The sequence below is a fragment of the Pseudomonas sp. TH49 genome (assembly GCF_016650625.1).
GTDB classification, from domain to species: Bacteria; Pseudomonadota; Gammaproteobacteria; order Pseudomonadales; family Pseudomonadaceae; genus Aquipseudomonas; species Aquipseudomonas fluorescens_H.
In genome coordinates this window covers 3,457,617-3,478,369 of the sequence record NZ_JAEKFL010000001.1, presented here as the reverse complement: position 1 = coordinate 3,478,369, position 20,753 = coordinate 3,457,617, and the positions used below count along the sequence as shown (strand labels likewise).

Genomic DNA, 20,753 nt, shown 5'->3' with positions numbered 1-20,753 from the left:
GGAATAGATCATGAGCAACGTCGACCACGCCGAAATCGCCAAATTCGAAGCCCTGGCCCATCGCTGGTGGGATCGTGAAAGCGAATTCAAACCGCTGCACGACATCAACCCGTTGCGGGTCAACTGGATTGACGAGCGGGTCAACCTGGCCGACAAGAAAGTCCTCGACGTCGGTTGCGGCGGCGGCATTCTCAGCGAAGCCATGGCCCAGCGCGGCGCCACGGTCATGGGCATCGACATGGGCGAAGCGCCACTGGCGGTCGCGCAACTGCATCAGCTGGAATCCGGCGTCAGCGTCGAATACCGACAGATCACCGCCGAAGCCCTGGCCGAGGAAATGCCCGAGCAGTTCGACGTGGTCACTTGCCTGGAAATGCTCGAGCACGTACCGGACCCATCCTCAGTGATTCGCGCCTGCTACCGCATGGTCAAGCCGGGCGGCCAGGTGTTCTTCTCGACCATCAACCGCAACCCGAAGGCGTACCTGTTCGCCATCATCGGCGCCGAATACATCATGAAGCTGCTGCCGCGCGGCACCCACGACTTCAAGAAATTCATTCGTCCGTCCGAGCTGGGCGCCTGGAGCCGCGTCGCCGGCCTGACCGTCAAAGACATCATCGGCCTGACCTACAACCCGCTGACCAAGCACTACAAGCTGGCCAGCGACGTTGACGTCAACTACATGATCCAGACCCTGCGCGAGGAGTAAGCCGATGGCCATCAGAGCAGTCCTTTTCGACATGGACGGCACCCTGCTCGACACCGCGCCGGACTTCATCGCCATCTGTCAGGCGATGCGCGCGGATCGCGGTTTGCCGCCGATGAACGACAAGCACATCCGCGACGAGATCTCCGGCGGCGCCAAAGCCATGGTCGCGGTGACGTTCTCGATGGACCCGGAATCGCCGGGCTTCGAAGAACTGCGCCAGGAATTCCTCGAACGCTACCTGGCCGGTTGCGCCGTACACAGCAAGCTGTTCGACGGCATGGGCGAACTGCTGGCCGACATTGAGCGGGCCAACCTGATCTGGGGCGTGGTCACCAACAAACCGGTACGGTTTGCCGAGCCGATCATGCAGCAACTGGGGCTGGCCGAGCGCTCGGCGCTGCTGATCTGCCCGGATCACGTGAAGAACAGCAAGCCGGATCCGGAGCCGCTGATCCTCGCGTGCAAGATGCTTGATCTGGATCCATCGACGGTTTTGTTTGTGGGCGATGATCTGCGCGATATCGAATCGGGCCGCGATGCCGGCACCAAGACCTGCGCCGTGACCTACGGCTATATCCACCCGGACGACAACCCGCGGCACTGGGGCGCGGACGTGGTGGTGGATCATCCGCTGGAATTGCGCAAGGTACTCGACAGCGCGCTGTGCAGCTGCTGAAAACGGCCCCTGTGGCGAGGGGATTCATCCCCGATGGGTTGCGAAGCAGCCCCCGCATTCTTTCAGGTCGATTCGCCATGCAGGTTTACGACTGCTTCGCAGCCGGTCGGGGATAAATCCCCTCACCACAGGGAAGCAGGTCTTCATGAATGGATTGTGAGGTTTTTATGTTTGATTACACCGCCCGTCCCGAATTGCTCAAGGATCGGGTCATTCTGGTCACCGGTGCCGGTCGTGGCATCGGTGCGGCTGCCGCCAAAACCTACGCCGCCCATGGCGCCACCGTGCTGCTGCTGGGCAAGACCGAGGCCAATCTGACTCAGGTCTACGACGAGATCGAAGCCGCGGGCCATCCGCAACCAGCGGTGATCCCGTTCAACCTCGAGACCGCCCTGCCCCATCAGTACGATGAACTGGCGGCGATGATCGAAACCGAGTTCGGCCACCTCGACGGCCTGCTGCACAATGCCTCGATCATTGGTCCACGCACGCCGATCGAACAGCTGTCGGGCGAAAACTTCATGCGCGTCATGCAGGTCAACGTCAACGCCATGTTCATGCTGACCAGTACTCTGCTGCCGCTGCTCAAACTGTCGCAGGATGCCTCGGTGGTGTTCACTTCCAGCAGCGTCGGGCGTAAGGGTCGCGCTTACTGGGGCGCCTACGGTGTGTCGAAGTTCGCCACCGAAGGCCTGATGCAGACCTTGGCCGACGAAGTCGACGGCGTGGCACCGGTACGCTCCAACAGCATCAACCCGGGCGGCACTCGTACGAGCATGCGCGCTCAAGCCTACCCAGGGGAAAATCCGCTGAACAATCCGACCCCGGAAGAGATCATGCCGGTGTATCTGTACCTGATGGGCCCGGACAGCACGGGCATCAACGGCCAGGCGTTCAACGCGCAATAACTGCCATACGTCGCTTTTGTTGCCGTGGCGGATTCTCGTCGCGGCATACATTTGCCGCCTGCCAGCGTCACATTCCAGTCAAATATCCGCCACTCAACCCCAAAGAAAAACGCCATCCTGTTGATTCATAACGGTTTTAATTTAGATGAACCGAATGGCACGACTTTCGCTCTAATTTTCCTCAAAGCATGCCGTGTGAAGGCACTGGGGCAAGGCCGATTTCGATAGCTGACTAATCGTCATCAGGCAGACTAAACTTACGCCAAATGTCCTACGGGACTGATGGATCAGTATGACGCGCAGCCCATAGCCGCTCTCACCCAGCCTGTAAGACAGACTTACTGCTTAGGGGCTCACGCCATATGAAATCACCTTCCCAGACCAATGCAATTGACTTTGACAGTGCCAAATTGCAACGCCTGGGCTTTGGTCAGCTGCCTCCGCTTCTGGATCGCCCGGCCAGTCTGGCGCAATTGCGTCAGCAAATGAGCCTGCAACTGCAAACCAGTCTTGAGCCGCAACGAATACTCGGTCTGTTTTTTCGCGAAGTTCAACGCCTGGTGCCGCTGGATGCCTTGGTGTATGTGCATTCGGCCAGTGATCTGCGCCTGGAATTCGGTGCGCGCGGTCACCATTCGGTCAGCTACAGCCTCAGCCACGAAGGCGAGCACTTGGGCGAACTGGTGTTTCGCCGCAACCAGCGTTTCAGCGAGCAGGACCAGGGTAACCTCGAGTCCCTGCTGTCGTCGCTGTTGTTCCCGATGCGCAATGCCCTGCTCTATCGCGCCGCGACGCAAAGTGCGCTACGCGACCCGTTGACCGGAACCGGCAACCGCATCGCCATGGAGCAGACCCTGCAACGCGAGATCGACATGTCACGTCGACACCTGCAACCGTTGTCGGTGCTGATGCTCGACATCGACCACTTCAAACGGGTCAACGACAGCCACGGGCACAGCGCCGGGGATAGCGTACTCAAAGCGGTGGCGGCGTCGATCAAGGGTCAGTTGCGTAACGTCGACATGGTGTTTCGCTATGGCGGGGAAGAGTTTGTGATCCTGCTGTCCAACACCGGCCGGGATGCGGCGGCCATGGTGGGCGAACGTCTGCGCAATGCCGCACAGGCTGCGGAATACTTCGCGGACGGCCAGTTGATCGACCTGACCGTGAGCATTGGCTGCTCGACGCTGCTGCCCGGGGAATCGGCCGACAGCCTGCTGCGCCGGGCCGACAGTGCGCTGTATGTGGCCAAGCGCGAGGGGCGTAACCGCCTGGCGATGGCTGGCTGAGTTCTTCCAGACACCCAAAAACCACTGTGGGAGCGGGCTTGCTCGCGAAAGCGCTGTGTCAGTCAAACAATTGCTGACTGACACAGCGCTTTCGCGAGCAAGCCCGCTCCCACATTTTTGCTTTGGGTAAGACCTTGGATCAGCTCTCTACGAGCGCCCGACGCTCACGTCCATGCAACGCCCGCTCGGCGGTTTCCAGTTGCATGCAGCGCTCAAGGAACAGGTACATGTAGTCGTAACTCTTGCACACCGCCTGACGCAGTTCGGTCTGCAACGCCTTGCTCGGGTTCATGCCTGCCAGCGTGCAGATGATTTCCAGCGCTTCCCATGGGTGGGCGTCGTCGTACTGGGCATGCATCTTCAGCCACTTCATCGCACGCTTGCGGTCTTCTTCCGGGAACGCCGCGGCGTACACCCCGGTAGAGCAGACCAGCGCCGACCACTCCCCGGTCGCACCCTCGATGGCGTAGTTGGTGGCGGCGATGGCGACGATCAGCGAATCGGCCGAGCTCGTATGCCAGCACCAGTGACTCAGGGCGTGCAGTTCCGGCGGGACTTGCTGGGCCTGCAGATCCTCCAGGCTGACGCCATGCGCGCGACTCCAGTTCAGCCAGTAGTCGGCATGATTGAGTTCGACGCGGATGTTGCGCATCAGCCAGCGGCGCGCCATATCCTCCCCAGGATGACGGGCAAACTTGGTCTTGGTCAGGTTCTGTGCCATATACAACGCAAACTGTTCAACAACTGGCCAGCCCCCGATCAGGTACTGGCGCATGGTTTTCGCGCTGAGCTTGTTATCGCGCATGCGCATGTACAGTTCATGTTCGACAACCCGGCGCTTGCTCTCGCTGCAATCCGTAATGAGCTGTTGTGCCCAGGCAGGATAACTTGCAGCTTCCATGAGTGGTCCGGTTCGGTTGAATGTGTCGATCACTGTTCGGCTCCTTTTGATTTGTGATTGTAAGGATCGGCAAGAGCTTTCAACGGAACGTGCCAGGCGCCTTGAACAACAACGGCTGCGGTCTGGCGGGCCGACTTTGCAAACTGTCGCAGGTAAACAACTGCGGGCGTTCGATGACATAACCCTGAGCGTAATCCACCCCGATTTCAAGCAATGCCTGCTCGATCTGGGTTGTCTCGACAAACTCGGCAATTGTCTGCTTACCCATGACATGCCCGATGTGATTGATCACTTCGACCATAGCGCGGTTAATCGGGTCGTCCAGCATATCCTTTACGAAACTCCCGTCGATCTTCAGGAAGTCTACAGGCAAATGTTTCAAATAAGCGAATGAAGACATTCCGGCACAAAAGTCATCAAGGGAGAAGTAACAACCTAAGCCTTTGAGTTCATTAATAAATCGAATTGCACTCCCGAGATTTGCAATTGCACTGGTTTCAGTAATTTCAAAACAAATCATTTCAGGTGGTATGGCGTAAACAACAAACTGTTCACGCAGGAAGTGCAAGAACGCGTCATCTCCGATAGTAATGCCTGAAAGATTAATCGCACACATTGCCAACGGACCTTCATGTTGTTCGGCAATACATTGGGCAATGACTTTAAAAACATTCTCGACGACCCAACGGTCCAGTTGACTCATCAGGCCATATCGTTCGGCCGCCGGGATGAAACTGTCCGGCAGGATCATCCGCCCGGCCTCGTCATGCAGACGCAAGAGGATTTCGATGTGCCCGCCGCCCTCCGCCGTGGAACCCAGCGGAGCGATTTCCTGGGCATAAAGGCAGAAGCGGTTTTCTTCCAGTGCCATGTGCAGGCGCTGCACCCAGGCCATTTCGCCGAAACGCAGGGACAGTTCGGAATCATCGGCGTGATAGACCTGCACCCGGTTGCGGCCCTTTTCCTTGGCCATGTAGCAAGCCATGTCGGCCGCGCGCAATGACGCTTCGAGGGTGGTCGGGGTCTGGGCGATGTGCACCAGACCGAGACTCACGGTGGTGAGGAACGGCCGCCCCTTCCATACGAAGTGCAGGTTCTGCACGGTCTGGCGCAGGCTCTCGGCAATTTTCTCGGCGGCTTCCGGGGCGCAGTTCTCCAGCAGAATACCGAACTCGTCACCGCCGAGCCGCGCCAGGGTGTCGCTCTCGCGCAAGCCCGATTGCAACAGCGTGCAGATATGCCGCAGCAGCTCATCGCCGGCGGCGTGACCACAGGTGTCGTTGACCAGTTTGAACTGGTCCAGATCAAGGAACATCAGCGCATGCCGACCGGGCTGGCGCGTCAGGTTGTGCAGGGCCTGCTCCAGGCGATACTCGAATTCGCGGCGGTTGGCCAGACCGGTCAGGGCATCGTGGGTCGCCTGCCACGACAGGTTGGCGATGTACTGCCGTTCCTGAGTCATGTCATGCAGCACCAGCACCGTGCCACTGACTTTCTCGGCATTGCGGATCGGCGCGCCCACCAGCGTCACCGAAACCGTACTGCCGTCCAGGCGCTGGATCAGCTTGGAGTGCTCGCTGCCGCCGACCAGTTGTCCGCTGAGAATATGCTCGATCAGCGTCAGCCCTTCGGCCTGCGCGTTGTCGTCCAGGAGATTGAACAACGCGGCCAGCGGCAGTCCCGCTGCGTGCTCGGACTTCCAGTGCGTCATGGCTTCGGCCGCAGGGTTCATGTAATCGATCGCGCCGTTGACATCGGTGGTGATCACCCCGTCGCCAATCGATTGCAGAGTGATGTGCGCCCGATCCTTCTCCAACTGCAGCGCCTGGGCAAAGGCATGGCGCTGCTTGAGCAGTTTGTGGGTGCGCAACAATGCCAGCACGATCAACCCCAGCGCTGTGGCCAGGTTGGTGAACAACAGCAGGCGCAGGATCATCCGCGAGCCTTCGCCCAAGGCATCGCTGAACGCTCTGGCCGCCGGTGTCACACCGTCATTGATGGCGAAAATCCGCGCCTTCCAGCGCTGAATGTCAGCCGGCGTCGCAGCGTTGTCGCTGATGCGCTGATGCATCTCGCGAGCGACATTGTCCAGCTCGACCAGATAGGCATCGCCAATCGTCCAACGCTCGATCGCGGTTTCCAGATAACTGAAATGACGGAAATTGAGGTACAGCCAGATCAGGCTCGAGACGTCGTCGGGGTGGTTGCCGCCCTTGAGAATCCCTTCGCGCGCTGCCTGCAAATCCGGCGGTTGACGATCGAGCGCCAGGCGCAACTGGTGACCACCCTGCGGCACGGCAATCGCTTCCTTGTACTTGAGGAAGATCGCCTCGTCACGGCTGTCGGCGTAGAGGTTCAGATAATAGATGGCGTCCTTCTGGCCCTTGGACCAAAGACTTTCACCGGCGACATAGCCGCGAACGGCCGACAGGACGTAAAGACTCACGCCCCCCAATAAAGCCTGAAATAACACGACGGCAATAAATGGCCAGACGATGCCCAACAACCGTGGCGTTCCGAGAGTCCTTTTTTGCTTCATGAGGTCCTTTGCACATGCACTGCCATCATCAAGAGGAGACCGCTAGAGCCAGACTAGGGGGCGATCCCCCTTCCGGCAAGCCGGAACACTTTCAAGCGACGATACATATGTACCGCACCCCGGGTCAGCGATACTTCGACACTGACGGCTTTCAATCATTCAAGAGCCGTTTCCCATGCCGTCACCTGCTTCCGCGCTGCAACGCCATACTGCCCAACAGAGCGAATACCGCGCAATGACCAGCGCCCTGCGCGCCGTGCTCAGCGCTTCGAGTTCATTGGAGACCTATTACCTCGCGCCCCAGACCCATTCACGCCTGGGTACAGCCCATGACCAGGCGCAAAACCTGCTGCAAGCACTGTTCGCAGACAGCGGCGAACCCGCCTTGACCGCGCATCTGCAAGCGTCCAAAGGCTCACTGCTGCAAGTCAGCGCCGTGGCCGATCAATGCAGCTTTACCTTCACCCGTCGCGATCAAAGCATTGCCAGCCACACCCTCAAGGACATGGCCAAGGCATCGGCGGCGATTCGCCGCTTCCACCAAGCGTTGCTGAGTATAGGCGCACACCTGCGTTCCGACAGGCTGCTGCCGCTGTCGCAGCTGTTGCGCGAGTCCGGGTTCACCTTGCCGGGCACCGTGGATGCCCTGGCGCTGACCAGTCTGATCGACGCCGTGGAAGAACAGCGCGCCAGCCACCGCCTGAATCTGCGCCAGGCCCCTGCGCTCGCAATATTGATGAGTGCGGACGATAAAGCGGCGATCCACGATGTAATCGGCGATTGGCTCAACGGTAAAACCCTGTCGGCCCTCGATTGCCTGGCCGATGCGACAACCCCCTCGCTGACGCGCATGCAGATTGCCAGGCATCCCGCCACTTGCCTGGAACGCCTGCTCGACAGCGCCCAGGCCCGGGATCTGGGCCAGCGCCTGCTGCAAAAACTGCAGTGGTACGGCGCCCGAGCCGATGAACAGACCGTTCCGGACATCGGCGCGCGCCTGCTGCTCGAAGCGCTGTGCCTGTGGTACGAGGTGCCCGAAGAGCGCGGCTCGCCCCAAGTCGCCGGTTTCGCCCCGCAATCTCGCGAGCAATACGGGAAAAGCTACGCAGCCATCCGCAGGGATTTTTTGTTCCATCTCGATACCTCAAAGCGGACTTCGACAGAAACCGAGCAACACCTGTTGGGATGGCTTTGCCTGACGCGGTTTCCGCTGGAGTTTCAGGTGCGCGACATTCCGGACGACTTGCCCTACGCCAGCTCGGCGGTCTGGGTCAATTTCGTGCATGGCGTCCACCTCGCCCATGCCCTTGATCCAGAGCTGCTGCACTTTCTGAACTTTGAACAACTGGTCGGCCTGCCGCTGAAGAAAAGCGAACACGCCAGCCACGACCTGCAAGCCCTGATCGCCGTCTCACGCGTGGCGGCTGCGCAGACCTGGGCCCTGGCCACCGGCGCATTGGCACCTTCAGAGGAAGCACCCACCGCGACCCTCGCCCTGCAAGCGCTGGAGGATCACCGCAAGCAGATGAACACGGCGATCCTGCAACTGGATGTCGAACCACCGCAACGCCTGCCCCTGGCGAAACAAATGCTGGAACGCGCGCTGGCCAACGACCTGTACGAACACAGCACCATTCAGCTCAAGCGTCACCCTCATCAAGACACCAGGCGCGTGCGCCGCAGCATTATCGACACCCCAGACGTGAGGCAGCCCGCCTGGCCGCTGCTGGAGGTCTATGCCAGCGGCGGGTTCGAGCCCGACATGAAGTGGTATGTCAGCGACGACGGCAAGACCGCCCAGGAATGGATCAGCCTGAGCGCCGAACGCACACTCGACAGCGGTTTCGTCGCCAGCAAAGGCCCGGGGCGGCCGCTGTCGCGATTTCCACGCAAGCGCAAATTGCCCGATGTCAAAAAAGCATTCGACGAGCAGTTCGACAAATACCTGAGCGATACCCGAGCCGCTTATGAATACCTGATCAAAAGCCTGCTGGTCACCCTGCCCTCGGCCGACCGACGCGCCCTGGAGCACGGCGAAGTACGGATTCTCAGCCTCAGGAACGAGACCCGGCACCTGCATGCCGACCTCGAAACCGCCGAGATTCACCTGCCGCTGCGCATGCGCATGGGCTTCGTGCTGCAGGCGACTTATCAGACAGTCTCACATTTCTACGAATGCCTGCCTCGCGCCGGCATCATCCGCAAGCGCGGGGACGTGACGACGTGGCATATCGGTGGTCAACGCATACCGCCCCTGCCGCCAAAACGCGGCAGAACCAAAGGCCAGAGCATCACCCGCATCGTCGCACGCACGCTGCCGTTCGATCGCAATGCGCACAAGGACGGCGCGCCCCCCAAAACCGGCGCCAAATGCACGGCGATTCTTGAGCCGCTGGGCGACGCCCTCAAAGCGTCAGCGCTGCCTCCCGTCCATCACGAAAGCCTGCCGAGTCTGACCTTCACCTCGGCCCGGACCGCACAGATCAGCCGTTTCATCGCCACCCGGTTGCTCTACATCGACGAGCAGGCACTGCGCCGCGAAGCATGGGGAGAAACCCGCTTCGAGCGAGAGGACAAAAAGCAACACTGGATCCACGTACTCAAAGCCTTCATTCCGTTCTGGGGCAGCCTCGACGATCTGCAATCGGACAAGCCCGGCACACGCCTGCTGGGGGCCATCGGCTTGCTGCTCGACATCGTTTCGTTCGCGATTCCCCTGGGCAAATTCGTCGCCGGCAGTATTCGCCTGGCGGTCTCGGCCGGCAAACTGGCGATTCGCGCGGCGCTGCCGAGCATGGCGCAACTGAGCAAAACCCTGCTGGTTTCCAGCCTGCGCAACCTCAATCCACTGGACGCCGCCCCCGCCCTGCTCAAGCTCGCGTTGCGCGGCACCCACGGTGCGGTGCGGGCCGTGGCGCATGCCGAACGCCTCGCCGTGTCGCGCCTGAAAAGACTCGCCGGCAGGAGCGGCAGCTATGATCTTTTGCAGGGGTTGCCGCAGACGCTTGAGGCGGGACACTGGAAACCGCTGAGTCAGGCCGACCAACTCGCGGTGGTCAAGGGCATTGATGACGTACCGGTGCGCAATGTGGCGGTGGACGGCACGCGCCATCACGTACTGGATCCGTTCTCTGGCCAGCCCTACGGCCCCCGGCTGACCGTGCAGGACCACGACCTGTCGCTGGGTCGCTCGCACTACAGTGGCACCCGCAAAGGCGATGAGCAGATCGTCATCGAACTGCCGCAAAACTCCCGAATAGAGCACCTGCCTGAGGTCGACGGGCGTACCACGTTGCTGATCGACGACGTGCCCTACCGACTCGACGGCGATGAACTGCGCCGGGTCGATCTGCTCGACGAAAGTGCGCACTGGACCGCACTGCCCTGCCGAATCCGCCGTGCGCCGGGTAGCGGGGGTGATTGCCGCGTCAGTTACATCACCGGCGAGCCGGCACCTGTGCCACCGCTCGGCTTCATCGACAAGGAAAAAGGCTACGCGCCATGGTTCGGCGAGCGAATCTCGGAGCCTGGCGACTTGTCCGGACAACGAGGCACATTCCTCGCGGTCGATGCCAAGCTTTACCAGATCATCGACAACAGACCGAAACTGCTCACTGGCGACCTCAAGCACCTTGGGTTCGGTAGTAGCAGTCTGGTACCGAGGCAGCAGATTCAAGCGACGCAGCAGTTTCGCAAAGGGATTTTTGCCCGGATCAAGACTGGCGGCACGTATGAGGGGATCGATGATTCGCATCAGGTCGGCGCAATCCTGGTGCCGGCCATCGACGACTCGGCCGACTACGTATTCTTCCGGGTCAATCGCATGGAGAACTACCAGGCCACCATCGCCAAAGGCGAAGTACCGCCCAATCGATTGACCTTTAATCGTCTCTCCGAGCAAGAGCTGGCCGAGGGCACATGCGGCTCGGAACTGGTGAGGGCCTACTCCGGCTCGCTGCATGCCAACACCATGGTGCGCCTGCACGGCCTGGAAAAAGTGCAGCGTGCGGTGCGCACTATGGAAGAGATTGCGATTCCCATCGGCAGCACCGCCAATCCTCCAGCCAACATGAAATGGATAAAGCTCGACACCAGCCCGGGTGAGGCACTGATGTACGATCATTCAACCCGGATGATCGTCACCCGCCTGCCCGAGGGGGCCGCGACCTGGGCACGCAGCAAAGAGGCGCCGGAAGCCTTTCGGCAGAAGACCGCAGAGATTTTCGACACTCTCTTCCTGTCACCGACGATCAACCCCGCCAGCAACAATGCCGCGCTGCGCATCAACGGCGCCATGCAGAAACTGCAGAACCTGCTGCCGGTGCGCGAACGCCCGTCCAACGCACGCAACATTGCCTATGCCGAAGTCGTCACCACCAGCGGCCAGCGGGAAATCTACATCAGCGTTTCCGGGGCTCAGGGCAGCACCCAGCGCCTGCCATTGTTTCGACACATGGGGTCCGATCACGTGCGTATCGGCCAGACCACCTACATCAACATCGACTACGATCCGGCCTTCCCGCGCACCTCACTGGAGGTGACTGAACAAGGGCAACTGCTGGCTGTGCCGCTGACCATCAAGGATCTGAAAACTTACCAGCCGACGCAGACCAGCCGCCCGACTTCGCTGGACAGCGAAAGCAAATTGATCAGCGTATTGCGCGATAAGTATCCCGACCGGAAAGAAATCCGCTCGGTCGACATCGCAACGACCATGCCCCCGTGCGAATCCTGTTCGGTCGTTATGAAACAGTTCGCCCACGACGGCGGGGATGCCGCATTGCAAGTGCTCTGGGCCTGATTACAGGCGCTGCAAGTGGCCGTAAAGCTTGGCGTAGAGACCGCCATCGGCGATCAGTTGCTGGTGGTCGCCATCCTCGGCCACCTGCCCGCCGTCGAACACCAGCACGCGGTCTGCCTGCTTCACCGCTGACAGGCGATGGGCAATGATCAGCGTGGTGCGGCCGCTGAGGAAGCGCGCCATGGCCTGATGCAGGTTGTATTCGGTGGCGGCGTCGAGGGCCGAAGTAGCCTCGTCGAGAATCACCACTTTCGGTTCGGCGAGGATCATCCGCGCAATCGCCAGACGCTGGCGCTGACCACCGGAGAGGCGTACGCCGGAACGTCCGACGATGCTGTCCAGACCGTCGGGCAAGGCGCGGATCGTCGCTTCCAGTTGGGCGATTTCCAGCGCCTGCCAGCAGGCTTCGTCGCTGCGATCACGGCCCATGGTCAGGTTGGCGCGCACGCTGTCGTTGAACAGCGCCGGGTGTTGCAGCACCACCGCGACGTTCTCACGAATCAGCTCCAGGCCGATTTCCTGTTGGGTAGAACCACCGAAACGAATGGTCCCGGACAACGGCGTGTACAACCCCAACAACAGTTGCACCAAAGTGCTTTTGCCGCCGCCACTGGCACCGACAATCGCGACTTTCTCGCCGGGGGCGATGGACAGGTTCATCTGATCCACCACCAACTCATCGCCGTAACCGAAGCTCAGCCCCTGCACCTCGATACCCACGGTTTCCCGACCCTTGAACGGATCGACGCCACCGGGGTACTGCGGCTCGTCGGCCCGCGCCAGCAGTTCGTTGATCCGTGCCAGCGCCCCGCCCGCCGCGTAGTAGGCGTATTGCAGATTGAGCAGTTGTTCGACCGGACCGATCATGAACCACAGGTAACTGAACACCGCGAGCATCTGGCCGATCGACAGGTCGGAGAACAGCACGGTGAGCATCGCCGCCGCGCGAAAGATGTCGATACCGAACTGGAACAGCAGACCGCTGGCACGGTTCGAAGCGTCGGTTTTCCACTGCGAATTGACCGCGTAGTTGCGCACTTCCTGCGCGCGCAGACCGAGGCGGCCGAGGAAGAAACCCTGACGGTTGCCGGCGCGCACTTCCTGGATGGCATCGAGGGTTTCGCTCAGGGCCTGAGTGAAACGCGAGGTGCTGTCGTTCTCGAGTTTCTTCAGGTGCTTGACCCGCTTGCCCAACTGCACCGTGGCGTAGATCACCAGCGGATTGAACAACAGGATCAGCAGCGCCAGTTTCCAGTGCATCCACATCAGAATGCTGGCGGTGCCGACCAGGGTCAGCATCGCCACCAGAAAACGACTGAGGGTTTCGCCGACAAACTTGTCGAGAGTGTCGAGGTCAGTGACCAGATGCGTGGTCACGGTGCCGCTGCCGAGGCTTTCGTATTCGCCGAGGGAAATCCTTTTCAGGCGCTCGATCAGCCGCACACGAATGCGGTAGACGATGTCCTTGGCCAGCCGCGCAAACAGCCGCGCCTGCAACACGCCAAAGCACAGGGCACTGCAACGCAGGGTCAGAGTGACCACCAGCATCAGGCCGATGTAGCCCGCCGCCTGTTGCCACATCGACGGCAACACATGGTTCATGACTTTCAACGCAGCGTCGCCATGGCCAAGCAGGACTTCGTCCACCAGCAATGGCAGCAGCAACGGAATCGGCACGCTGCACAGCGTCGCCAGCACGGCCACGCCGTTGGCGATCCACAGGGATTTCTTGTGATGCAGTGCCAGACGCCGGACTTCTGCCCAGCTCAGCCGGTCGACACGCTTTACGGCTGGCGTGTCATCGGCCAGGTCAGGCACAGGCGGCGCGCTCCAGCCAGCGACCAAGCAGCGGCGAGAGTTCGCTGAGCGGTTGATAGCCGTTGGTCAGCAGCGCCAGTTGGCCATTGCGCTCGGCGAGCAGGGTCGGGAACCCGGCGATGCCCAGATCCTGCACCCAGCTGAAATCAGCCTGAGTCGCTTTGTGCTGATCGGCATGATCGAACAGCGCGGCAAACTCGATACGCGGCACGCCGGCCTGCTCCGCCAGCTCGACCAACACGCTGGCCTGGGTGACATCGCGGCCTTCAGCGTAAAACGCCTGCTGGATCAGGCCGACCAGTGTCCACGCACAATCCGGCGCCAGACTGCGCGCGGTGACGATCGCCCGGCAGGCTGGCTCGGTTTCGTAGACGAAACCGTCGGGCAACGCGCCGTCGAATTTGAACGGCTGGCCGGTGGCCTCGGTGACCGCTTGCCAGTGCTCGAGGATGTAGCGCCGCGTGGTCGGTTCCAGCGCCGCACCGCTGCCGGTGCGCAGCCCGCCGACCACCAGGTGCAGCTCGACGCCAGCTGCCTGCGCCTGCTCGACCAATGCCTTGGCGACCGGGGCGAACCCCCAGCACCAGGAACACATCGGATCCATCACATAGAGCAGGCGCGCAGACATGATTAAGCCTCGGTGGATGCTTGTTTATAGTTGTAGCCGATCGGGTGCGGCATGTTGCGCGCCTTGGCCAGTTCGATCTGCTTCTGCCGATCGATGGCGCTGCGGCGAGTTTTCTCGCTCAGCTTGTCCCAGCAATGCGGGCAGCTGATGCCGGCCACGTAATGTTCGGAAGCGCGATCCTCAACACTGACCGGTGTGCGGCAGGCATGACATTGATCGTAGTCGCCTTCGCTGAGGTCGTGACGCACGGTCACCCGGTTGTCGAACACGAAGCAGTCGCCCTGCCACTTGGTTTCTTCCTGCGGCACTTCTTCGAGGTACTTCAGGATGCCACCCTTGAGGTGGTAAACCTCTTCGAAACCCTCGCCCAGCATGTAGCTGGAGGCTTTCTCGCAGCGAATGCCGCCGGTGCAGAACATCGCGACCTTCTTATGCACGGCCGGGTCGAAGTGTTCTTTGATGTAATCAGGGAATTCGCGAAAACTGGTGGTTTTCGGATCGATGGCGCCTTCGAAGGTACCGATCGCCACCTCGTAGTCGTTACGGGTGTCGATCAGCAGCACTTCCGGGTCGCTGATCAGCGCGTTCCAGTCCTGCGGCTCGACGTAGGTGCCGACCTTTTTGTTCGGGTCCACGCCTTCGACGCCGAGGGTGACGATCTCTTTCTTCAGCTTGACCTTGGTGCGGTAGAACGGCTGCTCGTCGCAGTACGACTCTTTGTGATCGATGTCGATCATGCGTGGGTCGTTCTTCAGCCAGGCGAGCAGGCCATCGATGCCTTCGCGGCTGCCGGACACCGTGCCGTTGATGCCTTCTTCGGCGATCAACAGGGTGCCTTTGATACCGTTGTCGACCATCGCTTGCAGCAGTGGCTCGCGCAGGTCAACGTAATCTTCGAGGGTGACGAACTTATACAGTGCCGCCACGACAATCGGTTGTGTCATGGGTAATTCTCCAGGTGGCTACCCTCGCAAAGGGTGAACCGGATTCAAAAAAAACGCGCCGGCTGAGCGGCGCGTTGCGGATTCTAGCAAAAACACGGTGGATTTTGGATTTACCGAGTTTCTGTGACAACACAAAACCTGTGGTGAGGGGATTTATCCCCGATGGGCTGCGAAGCGGCCCCAAACCCTTAGAATGCGTTTTTCCAGGTATATCGAGTTCTGTGGTTTTAGGGCTGCTTCGCAGCCCATCGGGGATAAATCCCCTCGCCACAAAATCCCGCCTCATCCAGGATCAGTGTTTGCTACCGCCGGCACAGGTCGGCGACGCCGGGGCGGCGCCGACTTCTGCCCATTCCTGCGGGGTGTAGGTGTGCAGCGCCAACGCATGGAACTCGCCCATCAGCTCGCCGAGCGTGCCGTAGACTTTCTGGTGGCGCTTGACCCGGTTCAGGCCTTCGAACTGCGCGCTGACCACCACTGCCTTGAAGTGCGTCTGTAACCCGCGACTGTGCATGTGGCTTTCGTCCAGCACTTGCAGATGCTCAGGCTGCAGCAGGCCCAGCGTCGATTCGATGCGTTGTTGCATGGTCATCACGAACTCCGCTTACTTCTTCTTGGCCGGGGCTGCGCCTTTCGGTGCCAGCTCGTTGGTCATGTCGTCGAGCAGCTTGTTGACCACCGGCACGGCGCTTTCCAGCTTGGCCTGGGTCATCTGGGCCGATTGCTGGGTCAGCTGCGGCATTTTTTCCAGGACTTTCTTACCCAGTGGCGACTGGTAGAACGCGACCAGATCTTTCAGCTCGGATTCGCTGAAGTTGCTGGTGTAGAGCTTGACCATGTCAGGCTTGAGCTTGTTCCAGCCGATGGCCTGGTCCAGAGCGGCATTGGCCTTGGCCTGGTAGGTTTCCAGTACGGCTTTCTTGGATTCCGGGGCTTTGGTCTGTTCAAAGCGCTGGGCGAACATTTGCTGCACTTGCATGTAAACCGGCGTACCCAGTTTGTCCGCGTGCGCCAGGGTCAGGAAAGCTTCGGCACTGGCGTTGTGGCTGGCGGTATCGGCAAGCACCTGGCCGCTGGCGCAAACCAGTGCAACCGCGGTACAGATGGCACGAAGACGAGTCATCGAGTTTCCTTTTCTAGCAGGCGAGGTAAAACCCCAAGGGCGCCCATTCTGCGCCTGAATAACGCCACGGCTCAACCCCCGAGCCTTGCCGCGCTTGATTGGCCATGCCGCAGCGGTCAACAATCGGCTCGATGGAACCACCTGGCCCCGACCGGGCCTAAACTGCGCAAACAGACCAACAGGAGTGTGCACGATGAGCCGTATCGAAACCGACAGCCTGGGCCAGATCGAAGTCCCGGACGACGCCTACTGGGGTGCTCAGACGCAACGCTCGCTGATCAACTTCGCCATCGGTCAGGAACGCATGCCGCTGCCGGTCCTGCACGCCCTGGCCCTGATCAAGAAAGCCGCTGCCCGGGTCAACGACCGCAACGGCGATTTGCCAGCCGACATTGCCCGCCTGATCGAACAAGCCGCCGACGAAGTGCTCGACGGTCAGCATGACGACCAGTTTCCGCTGGTGGTCTGGCAGACCGGCAGCGGCACCCAGAGCAACATGAACGTCAACGAAGTGATCGCCGGCCGTGCCAACGAACTGGCCGGCAACCCGCGCGGCGGCAAGTCGCCGGTGCACCCGAACGATCACGTCAACCGTTCGCAAAGCTCCAACGACTGCTTCCCCACCGCCATGAGCATCGCCACCGCCAAAGCCGTGCAGGAGCAATTGCTGCCGGCGATCGCCGAGCTGTCCGGCGGTCTGGCCGAACTGGCCGCACGTCATATGAAACTGGTGAAGACCGGCCGCACGCACATGATGGATGCGACGCCGATCACCTTCGGTCAGGAGCTGTCAGGGTTCATCGCGCAGCTGGATTACGCCGAACGGGCGATTCGCGCCGCACTGCCGGCGGTGTGTGAACTGGCGCAGGGCGGCACTGCCGTCGGCACCGGTCTGAATTCGCCGCACGGCTTTGGCGAAGCGATTGCCGCGGAACTCGCCGCGCTGTCCGGTCTGCCGTTCGTCACCGCGCCGAACAAGTTTGCCGCGCTGGCCGGGCATGAGCCGCTGACCAGCCTGTCCGGCGCCCTGAAGACCCTCGCCGTGGCGCTGATGAAAATCGCCAACGACCTGCGTCTGCTCGGCTCCGGTCCTCGCGCAGGTTTGGCCGAAGTGAGGCTGCCGGCCAACGAGCCGGGCAGTTCGATCATGCCCGGCAAGGTCAACCCGACCCAGTGCGAAGCGCTGTCGATGCTGGCCTGTCAGGTGTTGGGCAACGATGTCACCATCGGCATCGCGGCGAGTCAGGGTCACCTGCAACTGAACGTGTACAAACCGGTGATCATCCACAATGTGCTGCAATCGATCCGCCTGCTCGCCGACGGCTGCAGCAACTTCCAGCAGCACTGCATCGCCGGTCTTGAACCGGACGCGCAGGTCATGGCCCAGCACCTGGAACGCGGTCTGATGCTGGTGACCGCGCTGAATCCGCACATCGGTTACGACAAGTCGGCGGAAATCGCCAAGAAGGCTTACGGTGAAGGCCTGACCTTGCGCGAGGCGGCGCTGCAGCTCGGGTATCTGACCAGTGAAGAGTTCGATGCCTGGGTGCGGCCGGAGAACATGATCGAGGCTGGCGCCAAGGGCTGAGTCCTGTAGCGCCTGACAGGCCGCCTTCGCGAGCAAGCCCGCTCCCACATTCGATCGCATTCCTGACATGGGATCGCGGTCAATTGTGGGAGCGAGCTTGCTCGCGAATAAGGCCAACGCGGTTTAACTGGCAGCCATCTTCATCCGCCGCGCCTTCAACCCGGCAATCAACGACGGCCCCAACGCCACCAGCGCCGACCCCAGCACCACCAGCACCGCCCCGCCATAACCCAGTCCATTGATCTGCTCGGCATGCACATATTCCGGCCACACCCCGGCGGCAATCGCTACCGCGCCAAAGGTCACCAGCGGCGTGATCGCCAGCGTCGCACTGACCCGTGAAGCCTCCCAGTGCGCCAGCGCCTCGGCAAATGCGCCATAGGCAATCAGGGTATTCATGCAGCACGCCAGCAGCAGCCAGCCCTGCACCGGGCTCAGTTCCAGCGCTTCGAGCGGATGCACCCACGGTGTCAGCAACAGCGCGCAGAACAGGTAAATCACCATCATCACCTGCAACGAATTCCACACCGTGAGCAATTGCTTCTGGCCCAGCGCATAGAAGGTCCAGACCGTCGAGGCCAACAGCACCAGCAATACGCCGGCGGTGTAGTCCGACAACGAGGTGAGCAATTCGGCCAGCCGTTGGTTGAAGAACAGCACGAAGCCGATCAGCAACACCGCCAGCCCGATGCCCTGACCGATGCTGAAGCGCTCCTTGAATACGAACAGACTGGCAATCAGCAACATGATCGGTCCCATCTGCACCACCAGTTGCGCGGTGCCGGGGCTGAGCAGATTGAGGCCCATCAGGTACAGCACGTAGTTGCCTACCAGCCCGAGCACCGCCATCAACACCAGCCAGCCGCCTCGGGGACCGAGCACTTTGCGGCTCGGCAGGCGGCGCGTGGCCGCCAGGTAGATGAACAGGCAGCCGCCGGAGACCAACAGGCGAAACCAGGTCACCGTGATCGGGTCCATCACCAGCAGCACCTGCTTGAGTTTGATCGGCAGGATGCCCCACAAAACCGCCGTCAGCAGTGCCAGGAACAGACCGTAGACCCAGCGACCGGATGAAATGTGCATGCGAACCCCAATGCCTGCTGACGAGAGCGATCATTCTAGGCCCGGCGCCAGATGCAACACAGGGACAGTTCGGGCCAGGCCGCTAATGAAACTGTGCAGGTCGCAGCATTAAATTGACGCTTTGCCGTTGATCGGCTGGTGAGGCGCGCCAAGTGCTTCAGGCATAAGCTGATTGGATCCCTGCAACGGATCACTCAAGGAGCCGGATCATGTACGGAATGCGCGCCCAGGACAGCGCCCCCGCCACACACTTTCGCAGCGAGCGGATGTGTCGGGTCAATGGAGAGCTGTTTTTCTGCACGCGGGAGAACACCCTTGAGGGGCCGTTCGACAGCGCCGAGAAGGCTGAGCAGGAAATTCAGGCGTATATCGCGCGGATGCAGGGTGTGGACTCCAACCGATGAACCGAGTTGAAGCCTTCGCGAGCAAGCCCGCTCCCACATTTTGATCGGTGTACACCGTACCAATGTGGGAGCGGGCTTGCTCGCGAAGGCATCCTGACAGGCAATACAAATCTGCAGGGTCAGCGCACCGCCTCAAACAACCCCGTCGCCCCCATCCCGCCTCCCACGCACATGGTCACAATGCCGTAACGCAAATCACGCCGCTGCAACTCACGCACCAGATGCCCGACCTGCCGCGACCCGGTCATGCCGAACGGGTGGCCGATGGAAATCGAGCCGCCATTGACGTTGTACTTGCCGTTATCGATCTCCAGACGATCGCGGGCATACAGGCATTGCGAAGCAAACGCCTCGTTCAGCTCCCACAGATCAATATCCGCCACTTGCAAGCCCTTGGCCTTGAGCAGTTTCGGCACCGAGAACACCGGGCCGATGCCCATTTCGTCCGGCTCGCAACCGGCCACGGTGAAGCCACGGAAAAACGCCTTCGGTTTCAGTCCCAGTTGCAGGGCTTTTTCCAGGCTCATCACCAGGGTCATCGACGCGCCGTCCGACAGCTGCGACGAGTTGCCCGCCGTCACCGAGCCGTCCTCGGCAAATACCGGTTTCAGCGCGGCGAGGCTTTCATAAGTGGTATCCGGGCGGTTGCAGTCGTCGCGATCGACGATGCCGTCGAGGATCTGTACATCGCCACTGTTCTTGTCCTCGACCCGATACTTGACCGCCATCGGCACGATTTCATCATCGAACAGCCCGGCCGCCTGCGCCTGGGCGGTGCGCAGCTGGCTTTGCAGCGCGTAACGATCCTGTGCCTCGCGGCTGACGCCATAACGGCGCGCCACCACTTCGGCGGTCTGGCCCATCGTGTAGTAAATGCCCGGCACCTGCTGCTTGAGCAGCGGGTTGATCAGGTGATCGGTGTTGACGCTCTTGAGGGTCAGGCTGATCGACTCGACGCCACCGGCAACAATGATGTCGCTGCAACCGGAAGCGATCTGGTTGGCGGCAATCGCGATCGCCTGCAACCCCGAGGAGCAAAAGCGATTAAGGGTCATGCCGGCAACACCAGTGCCCAGACGCGACAACACCGCGACGTTGCGCCCGATGTTGTAACCCTGCGCACCCTCGTTGGAGCCGGCACCGACGATGCAATCCTCGACGCTGGCCGGATCGACGTCGTTGCGCGACAGCAGCGCGTTGACGCAATGGGCCGCCATGTCGTCGGGACGGGTCTGGTTGAACTTGCCGCGAAAGGACTTGGCCAGGCCGGTCCGCACGCTGTCGACGATCACCACTTCACGCATGGCATACCTCAATTGTTGTTGTCGGAGAGAGTCAACCG

At 60.9% G+C, this 20,753-nt stretch carries 16 protein-coding genes; 7 read left to right on the top strand and 9 right to left on the bottom strand.

Going from position 1 to position 20,753, the window contains the following annotated elements:
* The first annotated feature begins 10 nt into the window (after window positions 1-10).
* The 4 genes from ubiG (at window position 11) to JFU48_RS15810 (ending at window position 3,582) form a co-directional block, all read left to right on the top strand.
* Window positions 11-709, top strand: a complete 699-nt coding sequence (gene ubiG, locus JFU48_RS15825; protein ID WP_201136903.1) for a bifunctional 2-polyprenyl-6-hydroxyphenol methylase/3-demethylubiquinol 3-O-methyltransferase UbiG — start codon at window positions 11-13, stop codon at window positions 707-709.
* A gap of 4 nt (window positions 710-713) precedes the next feature.
* The gene (gene mupP, locus JFU48_RS15820) at window positions 714-1,385 is read left to right on the top strand and encodes an N-acetylmuramic acid 6-phosphate phosphatase MupP (RefSeq protein WP_003226921.1); all 672 of its coding nucleotides are present in this window, start codon (window positions 714-716) and stop codon (window positions 1,383-1,385) included.
* A gap of 167 nt (window positions 1,386-1,552) precedes the next feature.
* Window positions 1,553-2,293: a YciK family oxidoreductase gene (locus JFU48_RS15815; RefSeq protein ID WP_003226924.1), complete on the top strand. Its 741-nt coding sequence runs from the start codon at window positions 1,553-1,555 to the stop codon at window positions 2,291-2,293.
* A 362-nt stretch (window positions 2,294-2,655) separates the two neighbouring features.
* A complete protein-coding gene (locus JFU48_RS15810; protein ID WP_201136902.1) occupies window positions 2,656-3,582 on the top strand; it encodes a GGDEF domain-containing protein in 927 nt (308 codons plus the stop codon).
* A 139-nt stretch (window positions 3,583-3,721) separates the two neighbouring features.
* Here JFU48_RS15810 and JFU48_RS15805 read toward each other — a convergent pair whose 3' ends face one another.
* Window positions 3,722-4,483: a TenA family transcriptional regulator gene (locus JFU48_RS15805; protein ID WP_207199023.1), complete on the bottom strand. Its 762-nt coding sequence runs from the start codon at window positions 4,481-4,483 to the stop codon at window positions 3,722-3,724.
* A gap of 79 nt (window positions 4,484-4,562) precedes the next feature.
* Window positions 4,563-7,022 carry an EAL domain-containing protein gene (locus JFU48_RS15800; protein ID WP_201136901.1) on the bottom strand — a complete coding sequence of 820 codons (2,460 nt, stop codon included), beginning with the start codon at window positions 7,020-7,022 and terminating at the stop codon, window positions 4,563-4,565.
* Between the two features lie 175 nt (window positions 7,023-7,197).
* Here JFU48_RS15800 and JFU48_RS15795 point away from each other — a divergent pair, with 175 nt between their 5' ends.
* Window positions 7,198-11,823 (top strand): deaminase domain-containing protein, encoded by a 4,626-nt coding sequence (locus JFU48_RS15795; RefSeq protein WP_201136900.1) that lies wholly within the window; start codon window positions 7,198-7,200, stop codon window positions 11,821-11,823.
* Here the strand turns inward: JFU48_RS15795 and JFU48_RS15790 are convergent, their stop codons facing one another.
* The 5 genes from JFU48_RS15790 to JFU48_RS15770 form a co-directional block, all read right to left on the bottom strand.
* Window positions 11,824-13,641, bottom strand: coding sequence for an ABC transporter ATP-binding protein (locus tag JFU48_RS15790; RefSeq protein WP_003226931.1), 1,818 nt, complete (start codon window positions 13,639-13,641; stop codon window positions 11,824-11,826). It abuts the gene before it with no gap.
* Window positions 13,634-14,236, bottom strand: a complete 603-nt coding sequence (locus tag JFU48_RS15785; protein WP_201137093.1) for a DsbA family protein — start codon at window positions 14,234-14,236, stop codon at window positions 13,634-13,636. Before JFU48_RS15785 ends, JFU48_RS15790 begins: the two co-directional genes overlap by 8 nt.
* A 35-nt stretch (window positions 14,237-14,271) precedes the next feature.
* On the bottom strand, window positions 14,272-15,213 hold the full coding sequence (gene trhO / locus JFU48_RS15780) for an oxygen-dependent tRNA uridine(34) hydroxylase TrhO (protein WP_027612407.1): 942 nt from the start codon (window positions 15,211-15,213) through the stop codon (window positions 14,272-14,274).
* 292 nt (window positions 15,214-15,505) lie between these two features.
* The gene (locus JFU48_RS15775) at window positions 15,506-15,805 is read right to left on the bottom strand and encodes a BolA family protein (RefSeq protein WP_003226935.1); all 300 of its coding nucleotides are present in this window, start codon (window positions 15,803-15,805) and stop codon (window positions 15,506-15,508) included.
* A gap of 12 nt (window positions 15,806-15,817) precedes the next feature.
* Window positions 15,818-16,336: a DUF2059 domain-containing protein gene (locus JFU48_RS15770; protein WP_003226938.1), complete on the bottom strand. Its 519-nt coding sequence runs from the start codon at window positions 16,334-16,336 to the stop codon at window positions 15,818-15,820.
* 193 nt (window positions 16,337-16,529) lie between these two features.
* On the opposite strand from JFU48_RS15770, the gene JFU48_RS15765 reads away from it, so the two are divergent.
* On the top strand, window positions 16,530-17,924 hold the full coding sequence (locus JFU48_RS15765) for a class II fumarate hydratase (RefSeq protein WP_003226940.1): 1,395 nt from the start codon (window positions 16,530-16,532) through the stop codon (window positions 17,922-17,924).
* 123 nt (window positions 17,925-18,047) lie between these two features.
* On the opposite strand, the gene JFU48_RS15760 is transcribed toward JFU48_RS15765, so the two are convergent.
* Entirely contained in the window at window positions 18,048-19,007 is a 960-nt protein-coding gene (locus JFU48_RS15760) for a DMT family transporter (protein WP_201136899.1), read from the bottom strand.
* Window positions 19,008-19,216: 209 nt separating this feature from the next.
* Here JFU48_RS15760 and JFU48_RS15755 point away from each other — a divergent pair, with 209 nt between their 5' ends.
* Window positions 19,217-19,411 (top strand): DUF6316 family protein, encoded by a 195-nt coding sequence (locus JFU48_RS15755; RefSeq protein WP_003226944.1) that lies wholly within the window; start codon window positions 19,217-19,219, stop codon window positions 19,409-19,411.
* Window positions 19,412-19,530: 119 nt separating this feature from the next.
* Here the strand turns inward: JFU48_RS15755 and JFU48_RS15750 are convergent, their stop codons facing one another.
* Complete coding sequence (locus JFU48_RS15750; protein WP_201136898.1) at window positions 19,531-20,715, bottom strand: thiolase family protein; 1,185 nt, start codon at window positions 20,713-20,715, stop codon at window positions 19,531-19,533.
* Window positions 20,716-20,753 lie beyond the last annotated feature (38 nt).

Coding starts and splice junctions, on each gene's coding strand:
- JFU48_RS15775 (WP_003226935.1), bottom strand. CDS start 15,805: ATGACCATGCAACAACGCATCGAATCGACGCTGGGCCTGCTGCAGCCT.
- JFU48_RS15800 (WP_201136901.1), bottom strand. CDS start 7,022: ATGAAGCAAAAAAGGACTCTCGGAACGCCACGGTTGTTGGGCATCGTC.
- mupP (WP_003226921.1), top strand. CDS start 714: ATGGCCATCAGAGCAGTCCTTTTCGACATGGACGGCACCCTGCTCGAC.
- JFU48_RS15785 (WP_201137093.1), bottom strand. CDS start 14,236: ATGTGTTCCTGGTGCTGGGGGTTCGCCCCGGTCGCCAAGGCATTGGTC.
- JFU48_RS15810 (WP_201136902.1), top strand. CDS start 2,656: ATGAAATCACCTTCCCAGACCAATGCAATTGACTTTGACAGTGCCAAA.
- JFU48_RS15770 (WP_003226938.1), bottom strand. CDS start 16,336: ATGACTCGTCTTCGTGCCATCTGTACCGCGGTTGCACTGGTTTGCGCC.
- JFU48_RS15765 (WP_003226940.1), top strand. CDS start 16,530: ATGAGCCGTATCGAAACCGACAGCCTGGGCCAGATCGAAGTCCCGGAC.
- JFU48_RS15795 (WP_201136900.1), top strand. CDS start 7,198: ATGCCGTCACCTGCTTCCGCGCTGCAACGCCATACTGCCCAACAGAGC.
- trhO (WP_027612407.1), bottom strand. CDS start 15,213: ATGACACAACCGATTGTCGTGGCGGCACTGTATAAGTTCGTCACCCTC.
- ubiG (WP_201136903.1), top strand. CDS start 11: ATGAGCAACGTCGACCACGCCGAAATCGCCAAATTCGAAGCCCTGGCC.
- JFU48_RS15760 (WP_201136899.1), bottom strand. CDS start 19,007: ATGCACATTTCATCCGGTCGCTGGGTCTACGGTCTGTTCCTGGCACTG.
- JFU48_RS15815 (WP_003226924.1), top strand. CDS start 1,553: ATGTTTGATTACACCGCCCGTCCCGAATTGCTCAAGGATCGGGTCATT.
- JFU48_RS15750 (WP_201136898.1), bottom strand. CDS start 20,715: ATGCGTGAAGTGGTGATCGTCGACAGCGTGCGGACCGGCCTGGCCAAG.
- JFU48_RS15805 (WP_207199023.1), bottom strand. CDS start 4,483: ATGGAAGCTGCAAGTTATCCTGCCTGGGCACAACAGCTCATTACGGAT.
- JFU48_RS15755 (WP_003226944.1), top strand. CDS start 19,217: ATGTACGGAATGCGCGCCCAGGACAGCGCCCCCGCCACACACTTTCGC.